Origin of the sequence: Streptomyces sp. NPDC102360 (assembly GCF_044766085.1) — a bacterium.
Lineage (GTDB): Bacteria > Actinomycetota > Actinomycetes > Streptomycetales > Streptomycetaceae > Streptomyces.
In genome coordinates this window covers 326,745-341,207 of the sequence record NZ_JBIWLG010000007.1, presented here as the reverse complement: position 1 = coordinate 341,207, position 14,463 = coordinate 326,745, and the positions used below count along the sequence as shown (strand labels likewise).

At 72.4% G+C, this 14,463-nt stretch carries 7 protein-coding genes; 1 reads left to right on the top strand and 6 read right to left on the bottom strand.

Going from position 1 to position 14,463, the window contains the following annotated elements:
* Positions 1-24: 24 nt before the first annotated feature.
* Complete coding sequence (locus ACIRHA_RS27060; RefSeq protein WP_403850873.1) at positions 25-3,834, top strand: multifunctional oxoglutarate decarboxylase/oxoglutarate dehydrogenase thiamine pyrophosphate-binding subunit/dihydrolipoyllysine-residue succinyltransferase subunit; 3,810 nt, start codon at positions 25-27, stop codon at positions 3,832-3,834.
* Between the two features lie 85 nt (positions 3,835-3,919).
* On the opposite strand, the gene fxsT is transcribed toward ACIRHA_RS27060, so the two are convergent.
* The 6 genes from fxsT to ACIRHA_RS27030 all read right to left on the bottom strand — a co-directional run bounded on the left by fxsT (position 3,920) and on the right by ACIRHA_RS27030 (position 14,445).
* Positions 3,920-6,931, bottom strand: a complete 3,012-nt coding sequence (fxsT, locus tag ACIRHA_RS27055; protein ID WP_403850870.1) for an FxSxx-COOH system tetratricopeptide repeat protein — start codon at positions 6,929-6,931, stop codon at positions 3,920-3,922.
* A 126-nt stretch (positions 6,932-7,057) separates the two neighbouring features.
* The gene (locus ACIRHA_RS27050) at positions 7,058-8,476 is read right to left on the bottom strand and encodes an aKG-HExxH-type peptide beta-hydroxylase (protein ID WP_403850867.1); all 1,419 of its coding nucleotides are present in this window, start codon (positions 8,474-8,476) and stop codon (positions 7,058-7,060) included.
* Positions 8,473-9,663, bottom strand: coding sequence for an FxsB family cyclophane-forming radical SAM/SPASM peptide maturase (locus tag ACIRHA_RS27045; protein WP_403850864.1), 1,191 nt, complete (start codon positions 9,661-9,663; stop codon positions 8,473-8,475). The genes ACIRHA_RS27050 and ACIRHA_RS27045 overlap by 4 nt, the downstream gene beginning before the upstream one ends.
* Positions 9,664-9,822: 159 nt before the next feature.
* Positions 9,823-10,137 (bottom strand): FxSxx-COOH cyclophane-containing RiPP peptide, encoded by a 315-nt coding sequence (gene fxsA / locus ACIRHA_RS27040; RefSeq protein WP_403850861.1) that lies wholly within the window; start codon positions 10,135-10,137, stop codon positions 9,823-9,825.
* The gene (locus tag ACIRHA_RS27035) at positions 10,053-13,418 is read right to left on the bottom strand and encodes an SAV_2336 N-terminal domain-related protein (RefSeq protein WP_403850858.1); all 3,366 of its coding nucleotides are present in this window, start codon (positions 13,416-13,418) and stop codon (positions 10,053-10,055) included. Before ACIRHA_RS27035 ends, fxsA begins: the two co-directional genes overlap by 85 nt.
* A gap of 4 nt (positions 13,419-13,422) precedes the next feature.
* On the bottom strand, positions 13,423-14,445 hold the full coding sequence (locus ACIRHA_RS27030) for an AAA family ATPase (protein WP_403850856.1): 1,023 nt from the start codon (positions 14,443-14,445) through the stop codon (positions 13,423-13,425).
* Between the last annotated feature and the right edge of the window lie 18 nt (positions 14,446-14,463).

Sequence of the window (14,463 nt, the reverse complement as noted above, 5' to 3'; positions counted from 1 at the left end):
AAGCGGAAGAGGGCGGTTCACGCCGTGTCGCCACAGTCCCCCAGTAACTCGAGCATCTCCACCGAGACCGACCAAGCCGGGCAGGGTAAAAACCCTGCGGCCGCGTTCGGACCCAACGAGTGGCTCGTCGACGAGATCTATCAGCAGTACCTCCAGGACCCGAATTCGGTTGACCGAGCCTGGTGGGACTTCTTCGCCGACTACAAGCCAGGTGCCGCGGCCGCGGGGGCCGCGTCGACCCCGAAGCCGGCCGAGAAGCCCGCGGCCCCGGCCGCGCCCGCAGCGCAGGCCCCTGCCGCGCCCGCGAAGCCCGCAGCAGCAGCTCCCGCACAGTCTGCTGCTCCGGCCCCCGCGAAGCCCGCCGCTCCGGCCGCGCCCACCGCGCCGAAGCCGGCCGCTGCCGCCACCCCCGTACCGAAGAAGGCTGAAGAAGTGACGACCGAGGCCCCTGCCGGCCCCGAGCTCGTGACGCTGCGCGGCCCCGCCGCCGCCGTCGCGAAGAACATGAACAAGTCCATCGAGGTCCCCACGGCGACGTCCGTGCGCGCGGTCCCGGTGAAGCTGCTGTTCGACAACCGCATCGTCATCAACAACCACCTGAAGCGCGCCCGCGGCGGGAAGATCTCCTTCACGCACCTCATCGGGTACGCGATGGTGCAGGCCATCAAGGCCATGCCGTCGATGAACTACTCCTTCCAGGAGAAGGACGGCAAGCCGACGCTGGTCAAGCCGGAGCACATCAACTTCGGTCTGGCCATCGACCTCGTGAAGCCGAACGGCGACCGCCAGCTGGTCGTCGCGGGCATCAAGAAGGCCGAGACGCTGAACTTCTTCGAGTTCTGGCAGGCCTACGAGGACATCGTCCGGCGCGCCCGTGACGGCAAGCTCGGCATGGACGACTTCGCCGGTGTCACGGTCTCCCTGACCAACCCCGGCGGCCTCGGCACCGTCCACTCGGTGCCGCGTCTGATGCCCGGACAGTCGGTCATCATGGGCGTCGGCTCCATGGACTACCCGGCGGAGTTCCAGGGCACGTCCCAGGACACGCTGAACAAGCTCGGCATCTCGAAGGTCATGACGCTCACGTCGACCTACGACCACCGGGTCATCCAGGGCGCCGCCTCCGGCGAGTTCCTGCGCATCGTCGCGAACCTGCTGCTCGGCGAGTCCGAGTTCTACGACGAGATCTTCAAGGCCCTGCGGATCCCCTACGAGCCGGTCCGCTGGCTCAAGGACATCGACGCCTCGCACGACGACGACGTCACCAAGGCCGCCCGCGTCTTCGAGCTGATCCACTCCTACCGGGTCCGCGGCCACGTCATGGCCGACACGGACCCGCTGGAGTACCAGCAGCGCAAGCACCCCGACCTGGACATCACCGAGCACGGGCTCACGCTGTGGGACCTGGAGCGCGAGTTCGCCGTCGGCGGCTTCGCCGGCAAGTCGATGATGAAGCTGCGCGACGTCCTCGGCGTGCTGCGCGACTCGTACTGCCGCACCACCGGCGTCGAGTTCATGCACATCCAGGACCCGAAGCAGCGCCGCTGGCTGCAGGACCGCATCGAGCGGCCGCACGCCAAGCCGGAGCGCGAGGAGCAGCTGCGCATCCTGCGCAGGCTGAACTCGGCGGAGGCCTTCGAGACCTTCCTCCAGACCAAGTACGTCGGTCAGAAGCGGTTCTCCCTGGAGGGCGGCGAGTCCGTCATCCCGCTGCTCGACGCGGTCATCGACTCCGCCGCCGAGAACCGTCTCGACGAGGTCGTCATCGGCATGGCCCACCGCGGCCGGCTGAACGTCCTGGCGAACATCGTCGGCAAGTCGTACGCGCAGATCTTCCGGGAGTTCGAGGGCAACCTCGACCCGAAGTCGATGCACGGCTCCGGCGACGTGAAGTACCACCTGGGCGCCCAGGGCACCTTCACCGGCCTGGACGGCGAGCAGATCAACGTCTCGCTGGCCGCCAACCCGTCCCACCTGGAGACGGTCGACCCGGTCATCGAGGGCATCGTCCGCGCCAAGCAGGACATCATCAACAAGGGCGGCACGGACTTCACGGTCCTGCCCGTCGCCCTGCACGGTGACGCGGCCTTCGCGGGCCAGGGTGTGGTCGCCGAGACGCTCAACATGTCGCAGCTGCGCGGCTACCGCACGGGCGGCACGGTCCACATCGTCATCAACAACCAGGTCGGCTTCACGGCAGCTCCCGAGTCGTCTCGCTCCTCCATGTACGCCACGGACGTGGCCCGCATGATCGAGGCGCCGATCTTCCACGTGAACGGCGACGACCCCGAGGCCGTCGTCCGCGTTGCCCGTCTGGCCTTCGAGTTCCGCCAGGCGTTCAACAAGGACGTCGTCATCGACCTCATCTGCTACCGCCGCCGCGGTCACAACGAGTCGGACAACCCGGCGTTCACGCAGCCGCTGATGTACGACCTGATCGACAAGAAGCGCTCGGTGCGCAAGCTCTACACCGAGTCCCTCATCGGTCGCGGCGACATCACCCTGGAAGAGGCCGAGCAGGCGCTCCAGGACTTCCAGGGCCAGCTGGAGAAGGTCTTCACGGAGGTCCGCGAGGCCGTCTCGCACCCGGCCGCGGCCGAGGTGCCCGACCCGCAGGCCGAGTTCCCGGTGGCCGTGCAGACGGCGATCTCCCAGGAGGTCGTCAAGCGCATCGCCGAGTCCCAGGTGAACATCCCGGACCACGTCACGGTGCACCCGCGTCTGCTGCCGCAGCTGCAGCGCCGCGCGGCGATGATCGAGGACGGGACGATCGACTGGGGCATGGGCGAGACCCTCGCCCTCGGCTCGCTGCTCCTGGAGGGCACGCCGGTCCGGCTGTCCGGACAGGACTCGCGCCGCGGCACCTTCGGCCAGCGCCACGCGGTCCTCATCGACAACAAGACGGGCGAGGACTTCACCCCGCTCCTCTACCTGTCGCCCGACCAGGCCCGCTACAACGTCTACGACTCGCTGCTCTCCGAGTACGCGGTCATGGGCTTCGAGTACGGCTACTCCCTTGCCCGCCCGGAGTCCCTCGTCCTGTGGGAAGCCCAGTTCGGTGACTTCGTCAACGGCGCGCAGACCATCGTCGACGAGTACATCTCGGCCGCCGAGCAGAAGTGGGGCCAGACGAGCGGTGTCACGCTGCTCCTCCCCCACGGCTACGAGGGCCAGGGCCCGGACCACTCGTCCGCGCGTGTGGAGCGCTTCCTCCAGCTCTGCGCCCAGAACAACATGACGGTCGCGATGCCCACGCTCCCGTCGAACTACTTCCACCTCCTGCGGTGGCAGGTGCACAACCCGCACCACAAGCCGCTGGTGGTCTTCACCCCGAAGTCGATGCTGCGCCTCAAGGCCGCCGCGTCGAAGGTGGACGAGTTCACGACGGGCGGCTTCCGTCCGGTCATCGGCGACACCGAGGTCGACTCGGGTGCGACGGACCCGAAGGCCATCAAGAAGGTCGTCTTCGTGGCGGGCAAGCTGTACTACGACCTCGAGGCCGAGCGGAAGAAGAGCGGCGTCACCGACACCGCGATCATCCGCGTGGAGCGCCTGTTCCCGCTGCCGGGTGCCGAGCTCCAGGCCGAGATCGCCAAGTTCCCGAACGCCGAGAAGTACCTCTGGGCGCAGGAGGAGCCGGCGAACCAGGGTGCCTGGCCGTTCATCGCGCTCAACCTGATCGACCACCTGGACCTGGCCGTCGGCGCCGACATCCCGGGTGCCGAGCGCCTGCGCCGCATCTCGCGGCCGCACGGCTCGTCCCCGGCGGTCGGCTCGGCCAAGCGCCACCAGGCCGAGCAGGAGCAGCTGGTGCGTGAGGTGTTCGAGGCGTAGGTCTCGACACAGCACACCGGACAAGGCCGAAGGCCCGGCCCCTTTCGAGGGGCCGGGCCTTCGGCCTGTCACGGGGACGCGCCGCTCAGGTCGTCTGGGGTTCGAAGTCCCAGTGGGGGCGGTTGCGGGCGCGGGCGGAGATGGTGTGCACGTGCTGCTTGCCGAGCGTCGTCTCGAGGTCCGAGAGCGCCTCCTGCTCGGTCTTCTCCGCCTGACGGCGCTCCCGCAGCCCGCGGAGGTCCGCCGCGTACGCGATGCGCGCGGACAGGCTGAGGGGGTGGGTGCGGCCCAGCGCCTCGATGGCGCGGGTGACCGTCGCGCTGCTGAGCTCCGCCGCGGATTCGGTGTCACCGACGAGGTTGCGCAGCGCCGAGGCGTTGACGGCGCAGCCCAGCGTCCAGGGGTGGTTCTCGCCCACCGCGGCGGTCATGTCGGCGAGGGCCCGCTCGATGAGGTCGTGCGCGTGCTCCCGCTCCCCCACGTTGCGCAGGATGAGCGCCTGGTTCGCGCGGGCGCCCGCGACGAAGGGGTGGGTGTCGGCGAGCTGGACCTCGTACCGGGCGACGATGGCCTCACTGAGCTCGCGCGACTCGTCGATGTCCCCGTCCTCGCGGGCGAAGCAGCTCTGGGCGCAGGCGAACATGAGGGTCCAGGGGTGCGTCTCGCCCATGACCCGCTCACCGCGCTCCAGCACGCGGGCGAGTGCCTTGCCGGCTTTCACGCGTTCGCCTCTGCGGTAGTGGCAGAGCGCGAGGTTGTACTCGGCCTTGAGGGTCTGCGGGTTGCTCTCACCCATGACGAGCCGGTTCTCCCGCAGGCTCAGCGCCTGGTTCGACTCGGCGTCGTCGTAGCGGCCGTTCAGCCGCAGGTCGATGGCGTACGAGATCTGGGAGTCGAGGGTCCAGGGGTGCCGCCCCTTCAGCAGGGACCTCCGGGACTCCATGACCTGCCGGTCGATGTCGAGGGCCTCGGCGTAGCGCCCGAGCAGCCGGAGCGTCACGGCCACGTTGTTCTGCGCGTTCATCGTGCGCGAGTCCTGCTCGCCCAGGAGGTCCTGATAGGCCGTCAGGGTCCAGCGGCACAGTTCGAGCGCCTCCTCGTACCGGCCGAGGCCGCGCAGGTCGGCGGCGAGTCCGCTGGAGGCCCGCAGATGCTCCAGGTCGTCCGGCCCCCGCGTCTCGCGCAGGTGCGCCACCGCGGCTCGGTTGAGGGTTTCGGTGCGGGCGTACTCACCGGCGGCGCGCAGCACGTTGACGTAGTGGAAGGACAGCTCCCAGATCCGCGGATGGTTCTCGCCGAGGAGTTCCCGCCACGCCTTCATGGCGCGCTCGCCCAGCTTGATGCCTGCCGTGAACTCTCCGGAGAGGTACATGTAGCGCAGGCAGTTGAGCACGAGCCCCTGGACGTTCGGGTCCGTGCTCTGCAACACGTCCGCGTACTTCAGGTGCGGCACGATCTCGGCGTAGCCGGGCCACAGCCGGGTGTCGGTGGGCCTGCGCGGGTCGGCGGCGGCCAGTGCCGCCTGCACGACGCCGACGAACTCGCGCCGGTCCGTCTCCGGCATGTCGACGTGCACGATCTGGTGGACCATGCGGTGCAGGTAGAGGGCCTCCCCCGAGGCGGTCACATCGTCCGTCCCCGCCTCGTGGGACTCCAGGCGCACCACGGAGTACTGGCGCAGCTGGTTGACCGCCTTGTTCCACAGCAGCGGATCGTTCAGCAGCCCCGCGACCTGTTCGGGCAGGTCGTCGCTGGGCATTTCCTTCAGCAGGCGTACGGGGATGAAGCCGGGCGCGAAGAACGTGCACAGGCGCAGCAGGTCGACGGATTCCGGGACGGTGTCGCGGAGCTTGTTCAGCAGTATCGACCAGGCGGTCTGGAAGGCCACGGGGAAGTCCGCCGACACCTTGACCACGTCCTGGTCGATGCCGCCGTCCAGGAGGCCGATGTACTCCTCGACCGACAGGTCCGAGTCGTTCAGCCAGCCCGCCGTCTGGTCGAGCAGCAGGGGCAGGTCCTCCAGGGCATCCGCCAGCAGGTCGGCGTCCGTCTCCGTAAGGCGCGGGGCCCGGCGCCTGAGGAAGGCCACCGACTCGTCGCGCCGGTAGACGGGGACCTCGAGCAGCATGCTGTTGTGCTCGCTCCACTCCGGGTTGCGGGAGGTGATGATCACCTGTCCCGGCCCGGTCGGCACCAGGTCCCAGATCTGGTCGGGCTCGTCCGCGCCGTCGAGGATGAGCAGCCAGCGCCCGTACGGATCGCCGCGACGCAGCGAGTCGCGGACCGTCCTCAGCCGTTCGCCGTACTCCTGTCCGGTCTGGAGGCCGAGTTTCGGGGCGAGTTCGGCGAGGCCGCGCCGGTAGGTGACACGCTTCTCGGCGTTCACCCACCACACGACGTCGTACTCGGAGCCGAAGCGGTAGACGTACTCCGCCGCGAGCTGGGTCTTGCCCACGCCGGACATGCCGTGGAACGTCAGGACACTCGCGCCCGGCTCGGCCGACGTGAGCCGGTGGTACGCCTCGTTGAGGATCGTCTCGCGGCCCGTGAACCGGGTGTTGCGGCGCGGTACTCCGCCCCACACCTCGGGCATCGTGGCCGGGAAGCGGGGGCCGCGCCGGGCGCTGCCCGCGGGCTCGGGCAGCGGGTCCGTGGGCAGGTCGAGCCGTTCGAGCAGCCGCCGCTCGGCCTCCTCCGCACCCAGGTTGATCAGGCCCACGGCGCCCAGCACGGCCGTCGCCTGGGGCACCGAGGACGTGGTCAGGGAGACGGCCGCGAAGCGGGCCGGGTCGGGTGCCACGACCTCGCGCAGCGCCGCGTTCCACTCCTCGTGGGTGCGCGGGCCGAGCTGGAAATACCACTCACTGACGATGACGAGGATCCGGCCCTCCGCGAGGCTCAGGTCCCGCAGCAGATCCACGAGCGGGGTCTCGGCCGGACCCTCCCAGCGCTGATACACCACCCGCAGGCCGCGCCGCTCCAACCGGTCGCCGATCCAGGCAGCCCAGGCGCGGTTGAACCCGGCGAAGCTGATCGTGACGGTCTGTTTCGCCGTTTCCCCCGCGGTCGCCCCGACCGACGTACGAGTTGCAGACATGCAGCGGCCTCCTGCGCGTTAGTAAAAAAATCCTAGAACCTCGGCGCGACCCTGGACAGTGCCACACGTGAACTACGCCTCGGTTCAAGGATCTTCGCGCAGCGGCACACCGGCCACCGGCCGGCTTCACTCGTTCGGCCGGGTGGCCGATGACAGCCGTTGCCGCCACAGGGTGCGCACGGCATTCACATACGCCTCGGCGCGGGCCGTGTGGCCGCGCGGCGCCGGGTGGGCGGACATCCGTTCGTAGGCGACGACCATCTGGTCGACGAAGCGGCGACCCCGCGCGGTCAGCCGCGGCGAGCCGACGAGCACCGGCAGCACCGCCCCCACCTGGGCCCGGTAGCGGCTGTGCTGGGTCCACGCCGACTCCTTGCGGGCGGCCCCGGTGAGCGCGCGGCGCTGGAAGAAGTCGGCGAGGGCGAGGTGGGCGTAGGCGCCCTGGAGCAGGCCGTCGTACGGTCGCGGGTCGGGGCGCCAGGGCGCGAAGTGGCGTGGCTGTCCGTCGTCCTGGTGGAGTGTCAGCGCGTCGCCGAGCGCGGCGAGTTTGGCGTGCTGCAGCTCGTGGACGACGGTCGCCGCGAAGGCGGCCGAGGAGGGTGGTGTGCTGCTGAGCAGGGCGCCGAAGGCCTCTCGCCGGGTCGCGCTGCAGCCGCCGCGCCCCTCGGCGCCCGGCGGTGTTTCGAGGGGCACGAGGCAGCGCAACAGTGTCAGGGCCTCCGTCAGCCGGTGCTCGCCGCCCGCGCGCAGCGCCGCGGCGGTGCCCGACCAGGCGGCCAGCCAGCGTTTGCGCTCCGCGTCGTCCAGGGTCGTCGGCCCGCTCTGCCTGCGATGCCGGGGCCCGGGGTCCGTCCGGTACGGGTCGAGGTCGTCCAGCGGCAGGGGCGGCGCCCCCGGGATCAGCCCGGGCAGCGCGTGTGCGGGCGTCCACGCGCGCGTGCCGGACCATGCCCCGAATCCGCGCTCCGGGAAGACGACGACTTGGGGGCCGTCGTCCTGACACAGCGTCATCTTCCCGTCCTTGAAGGCGACTTCGACCGCGACGTCGCGGTGCACGGTCGTGCGCAGCCGCCCGAGGGACGGCAGGGTCAGCGTGCCGTGGTGGGCGGTGAGCCGCGCCGTGAAGGGAACCCCCGCGCCTGCGGCGACCGCCGCGGCGAGCGCGCTGAAGTGGTCCAGGTCGAGCCGCAGCGCGCGGGCCTCGTCCGGTTCGCGGGCGGGACCGGGCGGCCGGTCGAGGCCGCGCAGACAGCGCAGCGCCCACGGTCCGGTGAGGGGGTAGCGGATCCGGTCCCGCGCGTGGTCCCGGCCGTCGGGCTCCCCGTTCTCGGCCTCGGTCAGCAGCGCCCAGTCGTCCCGCAGGCGCGCCTTCTGCCCCGCGGTGCACACCCGCGGGTCGGCCGCGTCCGCCGCGTCGAGGAGGGCGCGCAGCAACAGCAGGCGCCGCGTGTCCTGGTCACGTACCAGGAGCGCGAGCGTGTCCGGGCCGCCTTCGGTCCGGCCGAGTTCGTCGAGGGCCCGGTCCGGGACCACCGTGAGCGTCACGGAGTGCTCCTTTCGCCGGCCGCCGGGGCGGCGGCAGCGGGCTCACCCGCGAGCCGTACGGCCGCGTGGCGGATGAACCGCTCCAGGTCGGCGCAGTACACGGAAGCGTTGCGGAACCCGCTCCCCGCCCGGTAGCGGTGGGCGTAGTGGCCGCCTCCGCAGACCTTCAGCAGGGGACAGGCCCGGCAGTGCGCGGCGGGCGCCGTCGCGGCCGACTGCCGGGCGGCCACCCCCGGGTGCCGCAGGGCCACGTCGAAGGCGTGCCGGAAGACGTCGAGTCCGGTGGCGGCCGCCCCCTCGTAGGCCGACTTCAGGGAGTCCACCTGCTCGATCGAGCCGTCCGTCTCGACGACCACGGCGTCGAACGGGGCGAGCCCCAGCGACTCGGTGGCCGCGGGCAGGCCGAGGAGCAGGGCGAGGCACTCCTCGAAGAGCCGGACCCGCGTCTCCCGGCGGCCCGCGTCCCACCAGCGGTCGAAGACGGCACACAGCCAGTCCCCGTAGGCCTTCCCTGCCGGATCCCAGTGGGGCGGCGGGCTGGTCCAGTTGCCGTGCGGCAGCAGCAGGTCGACGGCCGGCGGGCGGAGCGTCAGCAGGGACTCGTACGTGGCCGTGGGGTCCCGTGCGGGGTCGACGACCGCGAGGATCCCGGCGTACGAGCGGGGGAAGCGCTCGGCGAGCAGGCGCGCCCCGCGGGTGGCGGCGGGCCAGGACGGGCGCCCCGCATGATCGACGCGCCGGGCGTTGTCGGCGGCGGTGCCGCCGTCGAGGCTGACACCGACGCTGATGTCGTGCCGGGCCAGGGTGGCGGCACCGGGCGCCGTCAGCAGGGTGGCATTGGTCTGGACGGTGGCGCGGACCGCGCAGTCGGCCGGTGTCCGGGCGCGCACCAGGTCGGTGAACCGGGCGAGGGTGTCGACGCCCGCCAGGAGTGGTTCGCCGCCGTGCAGCACCAGGGAGAGCGCCGCCGGCCGATGGGTGCGGGCGTGCTCGGCGATGCGGGTGGCGGTGCGGTCGAGGACCTCGTCGGACGCGACGGCCGGCCGGGTGCGCCAGCCGTGGTCCTGCCCCTCGTACAGATAGCAGTACCGGCAGGCGAGGTTGCAGCGGCCGTGCACTTTGACGATGAACTGCCGGAAGGGATACGGCGGTTCGGGCACCGACTGGGGAGCGGCCTGTCCGGACACACCCGCACCCCCATGTCGCACGCCCGTCGACGACCGCGCTCGCAGAAAACCGCCTACCGTCGCGGCGGAATCCGCAAACGCGGCCCTTTCGAACTGTCCGATTAGTTGAACACCGCGACCGAAATGTGCGGCCCGGCCCGCCACCGCCGTCCCGGTGGGTCAGGTGAAGGAATTGTTGAACCCCCAGAGCGTCTCGCCGGGCTGCTCCGCGCGCCCACGGAGCTCCGCCAACACCTCTTGGAGCACCGGGTGCTGAATGTCCGCCAAGTCCTTGAGAGCGAGCCGCGTCAGGTCGGGCAGCGGTTCCCGCGGCCCCGGTAATCCAGCGGCGTCCTGTGATTCCTCGTCCCCGTTCACACCGTCCCCCTCGCGTCCGCGTCGTCGTCCCGTCACTCCAGCGCCGCCAGTCGCTCGGCCGTGTCCCGGGCCGTAGGCGTGCCCGTGTTGAAGCTGCCCTGCCGCAGCTTCGACCATGCCGCGCGCGCCGCCCGGTAGGACTCCCGGGCGGCCCTCGGGCGGGCCGCCGCCTCATAGGACATACCCCGCAAGTGCTGCGCCTGCGCGCCCAGTACGACGGCTTCCTGGCGGCGCCGGCCGGTCTCCGCGGCCTCCTCCGCCTCCCGGGCGCACTCCGCCGCCAGGCGGAACGCCTCCACGGCCTCGTCGAGGCGGGCGGGACGGCCGAGGCTCCGGTACGCCTCGTACTGCACCTCGCCCAGCTCCAGGCGGCACCGCGCCGCGAGCAGGGGGTCGCCGGACTCCGCCGCGGCGAGGCCGAGGAGGTGTTCGGCCTCCCGCAGGTCGACGCGGTCGGCACGCGCGCGATAGCGGAGCATCAGCGCGCGACCGAGGAGCAGGAGGCGGTCGGCCAGCCGGGAGCTGCCCGTGGGCGTCTCCGAGCGGCAGTCCCGCAGGACGAGGATGGCGTGCGAGAGGGCGCTCTGCGCGCGTGGCCCGGTCTCCAGCGCCGCCCGGCGCAGCAGGACCTCTCCCCACTCCGCCAGTACGTCGGCGTGGGCCGAGGACTCCCGAGACATGCGCCGGGACGCCTGTTCGAAACACCGTGCCGCTTCCTGGAGTGGCCGCGGGTCGCCCGAATCGTCGTGGCGCGCCACCTGGACACGTCCCGCGCGCCGCAACAGAGCGACGTGCAGGCTCTGTTCGGGGCCGAGCCGCAGCGCCTCGTCGATCCGGGCCTGTGCCTCGTCCAGGGCGCCGCCCGCCGCGAGCAGCGCGTCCACCAGATCGAGGACCACGCGGGCGCGCGGGACACCGAGGGCTCCTTCGGGGTCGCTCGCGAGCCCGTCGCGCAGGGACTGCGCGCTCTGCTCCGCGTACCGGCGCGCCTGTTCGCGGTCGGTGGTCACGCCGGCGAGCCGGAGCAGGATCCGGCCGTGCGTGAGCGGAAGTTCGGGCGGCGGGCGGCGGCCCGACCAGGCGTCGACGAAGGCCTCCAGCATGCCGACCGCGCCCTGGAGCAGCGCGCTGTCGCCGCCGAGCCGCCACTGCGCCTCCAGTGCGCCCACCCGCTCCAGTGTGAGGGCGAGCGCCTCCGGCTCCGGCAGCCCGGGAGCCGAGCACGCCATCGCGTACTCCCGGTCGGCCCTCCTCAGCAGTTCGAGGGCGCCGTGGCGGTCGCCCCTGCGCCTGCGGTCGGTGGCCGCTGTGCAGAGCACGCGCGCGAGGACGGCGCGTTCGCGCAGCGCGTGCGGGTGGGCCGCCGCGCGCTCGGCCGCCCGCTCCGCCTCGCGCAACAGGTCCGTGCCGCCCTGCACCTCCCACAGGCGCAGCACACAGTGGGCGTACTCGGACCACAGCTCGAAGTCCCGGTCGGTGGCCGCCGCGTGCTCGGTGGCGCCCCGCAGCAACTGCACGGCGTCGATGAGGTCCTGCACCATGCCCTCGTCGGCGAAACGCTCGGCGAGCGCGTGGGCGCGGGTGACGGCGGGGTGGCTGTGCGACACCTCCGGCCGGCCGCCGGGACTCCCGGTCCCGTACAGCGCGAACTGGTCCGGCAGCGGCATGAAGCGCTCCAGGACCCGCGCGGCGACCTCGGCGAAGGGCTGCGGGACGAGGTCGGCGCCGCTCGCCCCGCCGTCGCCGTTGTCACCGTCGACGGCGCGCGGCGGACCGTATCCGGTATTGGTGGGGCGTTCGGAGCCGTCGCGGCCGTCGCCGAGCTGGGCCAGGGCGAGGGCCGGGAAGTTGGGCCCGCCCTTGCCGAAGCGGGCCTCGATGTACTCCGAGCAGTGCTTGAGGACCAGCATCGCCTCGTCCCTGCCGAGCGGCCCGAGCAGCGCCTCCTGCACGCCGGGCGCGAACTCGTACCACTGGACGTCGTCCGTGCCGTGCTCCCCCTTGGCCCGCGTGAGCAACCCGCTGAGCAGCACCTCGGCCAGCTCGGAGGGGCCTGAGCCGGGCAGCATCGTCCGCTGCACGAGCTGCATCACGGGCAGGCACAGCGGGGCCGCCGCCAGGAATCCGGCGAGCCGGCCCGCGTCCGGGGACGCGGTGGAACGGAACCGGCTGACGAGTTCGAGTACCGAAGGACGCGGCGCCTGCCGCCCCGCCGTGGACGGCCGCTGGTCCGCCCTGACCCAGCCGACGGCCCCCGCGACCGGCCCCGCGCCCGCCCCGGAGAGCAGCCGCGCCCAGGCTCCGAGCGCCGCCGGTTCGGGCGGCAGCACGGGCACAGGGAGCGCCCCCGCACGGTCCCGCGCCGAAGGCCCCGTCGCCGTCCGCACACGCAGCGCGGCGGCGCCGCCCAGGGCCTCGCCGCGGCTCAACTCCCCGTACGAGACGGGCAGTCGGGTCCGGTTCCACATCCGCTGCGGCAGGGGCTGCAGTACGGCGACGGGGGCCTGCCTGGCCAGTTGATGCAGGAGACGGTGGGCCCGGCCGCTGCGCCACAGCGGGCCCGCGCAGTCGCTGACGAGGACGGTGATCTGGCGGCCCGAGGGGTCGCTGAGCCGGTCGGTGGAGTGCAGGGGCGCCGCGTACGGCTCCGGGCTGTGGCTGACGGCGGCCTGGGCGTCGGGGCCCTCGTGCAGATAGCTGACCTGGATGTCCCAGAAGGCACCCAACCGGCCGAAGACCTGCTCCAGTTCGATGAACATCCGGTCCCACACGCGCATCGACGAGGAGGCGTCCATCACGAGCCGCAGGCGCGCGTCGGCGCGGGTGACCGCGCGGTACACGGGGAGCACCAGGCCGCCGGCCCGCGCGGTCCGCTCGGCGGTCGCGGTCTCGTCGAGCACCGCGCGCCGCGGCGGCGCGGCGCTGCGATAACCCTGCAACGGCCTGAGGGCGCGCTGGAGTTCGAGCGGCGCGGGGAACGCGGGCGCCGCCGGGACGCCGACCGGCAGCGGCGCGGCGCGGCCGCCGCGCCCCGGTCCCGCCGTGGAGCGGGGCACGGGGTAGAGGGCGACGCGCCGGTCGCCGCTCTCGTCGTACACCTGGGGCGCCTGCGGCTCCGGCGCACGCTCCGCGGGCGCGGGGTTCGGGGTCGCCGGGAGCGGGGCCGGCCGGGCGCCTTCGCGGTCGGGCCGTTCGCCGGGCCCGGTGTCCGCCGGGGCCGCGGCGCGCGCGGGGCGGGCGTGGCGGGCCAGCCAGAGCGCGTCGCACAGGTCCTCCGCGGCCGGGTCGAGCCCGATCCGGCGCAGCCTGGCGATGAGATCGGCGAAGGGGTCGCCCGCGGGGCGTCCGGGCTCCGCGGGCTCGCCGACACCCTGACGCGCCGTCGCGTCGGGTTTCACCGCTTCACCTCGGGCGGTCGAGTCGCTGGATGAGCTGGTCGGCGAGGCGTTCGCGGCTGAGGGTGCCGGTGGCGGCGGTGAGGTGGATCGCGTTCAACAGCTGGTCCGTCGCGAGCAGTTCACTGCGGGAGCGCTCCAGGAAGCGGTTGATCAGGTCGTCGCCCTCGCGTGCCAGCGCGTCACCGAGGTGGGCCCGTACGAACGTGGCGAGCCGGTTGTGGTCGGGCCTGCCGAGTTCGAGGTGGATGCAGCGGCGCATCAGCGGGGCGGGGAAGTCGCGCTCCCCGTTGCTGGTGAGCACCACGAACGGGAACGCGTTGCACCGCACCCGGCCGTCGCGGACGCGCACCTTCACGCCGTCGTCGGTGAGCACCTCCGCCTCGCCGTCCGGCAACCGGTCGGCGACCCGCTCCAGTTCGGGGATCGCGAACTCGCCCTCCTCCAGCACGTTCAGCAGGTCGTTCGGCAAGTCGATATCGCTCTTGTCGAGCTCGTCGATCAGCAGCACGCGCGGCGTCGGCGACGGCAGCAGGGCGGTGCCCAGCGGGCCGAGCCGGATATAGCTCCCGATGCCCTCGACGGCTCCCGGCGATCCGGCCGCGGACCCGTACCCGCCCTGCGCCGCGATCTGCACGTCCTGGAGGCGGGCGATCGCGTCGTAGTGGTAGAGCCCGTCCTGGAGCGTGGAGCGGCTGACGATGGACCACCGCAGTACGTTGCCCAGACCCAGCTCGTACGCCACCGAGTGCGCGAGCGTGCTCTTGCCCGCGCCCGGACTCCCCGTGACGAGCAGCGGGCGGCGCAGATAGAGCGCGGCATTGATCATTTCGAGCTCTTCGGCCCCGGGCCTGTGCAACTCCGCGAGGTGCCGGTGCGCGCCGAGCCTTCGGTCCTCGGAGCCGCCCGACGTGCCCTCGGCGTCCCGGCCCGAGAAGTCGCGCCAGGGTGGCGGCGCGGGCAACCGCTCGAGCCCGTCGTGGGGTTCGCCGGCGCCACGGTAGATGAGCCACTCACTGGATTCGGTCATGATCCGGTCCTCGTCGTC

Excerpts from the sequence above, each read along its gene's own strand:
- fxsT (WP_403850870.1), bottom strand. The coding sequence starts at position 6,931 with ATGTCTGCAACTCGTACGTCGGTCGGGGCGACCGCGGGGGAAACGGCG.
- fxsA (WP_403850861.1), bottom strand. The coding sequence starts at position 10,137 with ATGGTCGAAGCTGCGGCAGGGCAGCTTCAACACGGGCACGCCTACGGC.
- ACIRHA_RS27030 (WP_403850856.1), bottom strand. The coding sequence starts at position 14,445 with ATGACCGAATCCAGTGAGTGGCTCATCTACCGTGGCGCCGGCGAACCC.